General features: G+C 51.4%; 2 rRNA genes. Both read right to left on the bottom strand.

Annotated features, from left to right (window positions below):
- Positions 1–30: 30 nt before the first annotated feature.
- Positions 31–146 (bottom strand): 5S ribosomal RNA (gene rrf, locus C9422_RS31915).
- Positions 147–305: 159 nt separating this feature from the next.
- Positions 306–3,199 (bottom strand): 23S ribosomal RNA (locus C9422_RS31920).
- Between the last annotated feature and the right edge of the window lie 104 nt (positions 3,200–3,303).

Genomic DNA, 3,303 nt, shown 5'->3' on the forward strand with positions numbered 1-3,303 from the left:
TGCTTTCGCAATTGGGGTTTCGGAATTTAATCTTGACGATGACCTACTCTCACATGGGGAAACCCCACACTACCATCGGCGATGCATCGTTTCACTTCTGAGTTCGGGATGGGATCAGGTGGTTCCAACGCTCTATGGTCGTCAAGAAATTCGGGTACTGAGTCGTGGCCAGTTGGCCTCGCTTCAGCAAATTGGGTATGTGACAGCTGGGTGTTTTGTGAGTCTCTCGAACTTTCGGTTCGTTTCGTCTTCACACACCGCAATCTGATGCTTCTTTCGAAGTAAGCAAATTGCTTGGGTGTTATATGGTCAAGCCTCACGGGCAATTAGTATTGGTTAGCTCAACGCCTCACAGCGCTTACACACCCAACCTATCAACGTCGTAGTCTTCGACGGCCCTTCAGGGAACTCAAGGTTCCAGTGAGATCTCATCTTGAGGCAAGTTTCCCGCTTAGATGCTTTCAGCGGTTATCTTTTCCGAACATAGCTACCCGGCAATGCCACTGGCGTGACAACCGGAACACCAGAGGTTCGTCCACTCCGGTCCTCTCGTACTAGGAGCAGCCCCTCTCAAATCTCAAACGTCCACGGCAGATAGGGACCGAACTGTCTCACGACGTTCTAAACCCAGCTCGCGTACCACTTTAAATGGCGAACAGCCATACCCTTGGGACCGGCTTCAGCCCCAGGATGTGATGAGCCGACATCGAGGTGCCAAACACCGCCGTCGATATGAACTCTTGGGCGGTATCAGCCTGTTATCCCCGGAGTACCTTTTATCCGTTGAGCGATGGCCCTTCCATACAGAACCACCGGATCACTAAGACCTACTTTCGTACCTGCTCGACGTGTCTGTCTCGCAGTCAAGCGCGCTTTTGCCTTTATACTCTACGACCGATTTCCGACCGGTCTGAGCGCACCTTCGTACTCCTCCGTTACTCTTTAGGAGGAGACCGCCCCAGTCAAACTACCCACCATACACTGTCCTCGATCCGGATAACGGACCTGAGTTAGAACCTCAAAGTTGCCAGGGTGGTATTTCAAGGATGGCTCCACGCGAACTGGCGTCCACGCTTCAAAGCCTCCCACCTATCCTACACAAGCAAATTCAAAGTCCAGTGCAAAGCTATAGTAAAGGTTCACGGGGTCTTTCCGTCTAGCCGCGGATACACTGCATCTTCACAGCGATTTCAATTTCACTGAGTCTCGGGTGGAGACAGCGCCGCCATCGTTACGCCATTCGTGCAGGTCGGAACTTACCCGACAAGGAATTTCGCTACCTTAGGACCGTTATAGTTACGGCCGCCGTTTACCGGGGCTTCGATCAAGAGCTTCGCGTTAGCTAACCCCATCAATTAACCTTCCGGCACCGGGCAGGCGTCACACCCTATACGTCCACTTTCGTGTTTGCAGAGTGCTGTGTTTTTAATAAACAGTCGCAGCGGCCTGGTATCTTCGACCGGCGTGGGCTTACGGAGCAAGTCCTTCACCCTCACCGGCGCACCTTCTCCCGAAGTTACGGTGCCATTTTGCCTAGTTCCTTCACCCGAGTTCTCTCAAGCGCCTTGGTATTCTCTACCCAACCACCTGTGTCGGTTTGGGGTACGGTTCCTGGTTATCTGAAGCTTAGAAGCTTTTCTTGGAAGCATGGCATCAACCACTTCGTCACCCAAAGGGTAACTCGTCATCAGCTCTCGGCCTTAAGATCCCGGATTTACCTAAGATCTCAGCCTACCACCTTAAACTTGGACAACCAACGCCAAGCTGGCCTAGCCTTCTCCGTCCCTCCATCGCAATAACCAGAAGTACAGGAATATTAACCTGTTTTCCATCGACTACGCTTTTCAGCCTCGCCTTAGGGACCGACTAACCCTGCGTCGATTAACGTTGCGCAGGAAACCTTGGTCTTTCGGCGTGGGTGTTTTTCACACCCATTGTCGTTACTCATGTCAGCATTCGCACTTCTGATACCTCCAGCAAGCTTCTCAACTCACCTTCACAGGCTTACAGAACGCTCCTCTACCGCATCACCCGAAGGTGATACCCGTAGCTTCGGTGTATGGTTTGAGCCCCGTTACATCTTCCGCGCAGGCCGACTCGACTAGTGAGCTATTACGCTTTCTTTAAAGGGTGGCTGCTTCTAAGCCAACCTCCTAGCTGTCTAAGCCTTCCCACATCGTTTCCCACTTAACCATAACTTTGGGACCTTAGCTGACGGTCTGGGTTGTTTCCCTTTTCACGACGGACGTTAGCACCCGCCGTGTGTCTCCCATGCTCGGCACTTGTAGGTATTCGGAGTTTGCATCGGTTTGGTAAGTCGGGATGACCCCCTAGCCGAAACAGTGCTCTACCCCCTACAGTGATACATGAGGCGCTACCTAAATAGCTTTCGAGGAGAACCAGCTATCTCCGAGCTTGATTAGCCTTTCACTCCGATCCACAGGTCATCCGCTAACTTTTCAACGGTAGTCGGTTCGGTCCTCCAGTCAGTGTTACCTAACCTTCAACCTGCCCATGGATAGATCGCCCGGTTTCGGGTCTATTCCCAGCGACTAGACGCCCTATTAAGACTCGCTTTCGCTACGCCTCCCCTATTCGGTTAAGCTCGCCACTGAAAATAAGTCGCTGACCCATTATACAAAAGGTACGCAGTCACCCAACAAAGTGGGCTCCCACTGCTTGTACGCATACGGTTTCAGGATCTATTTCACTCCCCTCTCCGGGGTTCTTTTCGCCTTTCCCTCACGGTACTAGTTCACTATCGGTCAGTCAGTAGTATTTAGCCTTGGAGGATGGTCCCCCCATATTCAGACAAAGTTTCTCGTGCTCCGTCCTACTCGATTTCATGACTAAGAGATTTTCGCGTACAGGGCTATCACCCACTATGGCCGCACTTTCCAGAGCGTTCCGCTAATCTCAAAGCCACTTAAGGGCTAGTCCCCGTTCGCTCGCCACTACTAAGGGAATCTCGGTTGATTTCTTTTCCTCAGGGTACTTAGATGTTTCAGTTCCCCTGGTTCGCCTCTTGCACCTATGTATTCAGTACAAGATAACCATCTTATGATGGCTGGGTTCCCCCATTCAGACATCTCCGGATCAAAGTCTGTTTGCCGACTCCCCGAAGCTTTTCGCAGGCTACCACGTCTTTCATCGCCTCTGACTGCCAAGGCATCCACCGTATGCGCTTCTTCACTTGACCATATAACCCCAAGCAATCTGGTTATACTATGAAGACGACATTCGCCGAAAATTCGATTCTTGCTCATAAAGAGCAACTCACAAATTTTACCTTAGCCTGATCCG

This window comes from Pseudomonas sp. B1(2018) (assembly GCF_003097365.1).
In the GTDB taxonomy this organism is placed as follows: domain Bacteria; phylum Pseudomonadota; class Gammaproteobacteria; order Pseudomonadales; family Pseudomonadaceae; genus Aquipseudomonas; species Aquipseudomonas laurylsulfatiphila.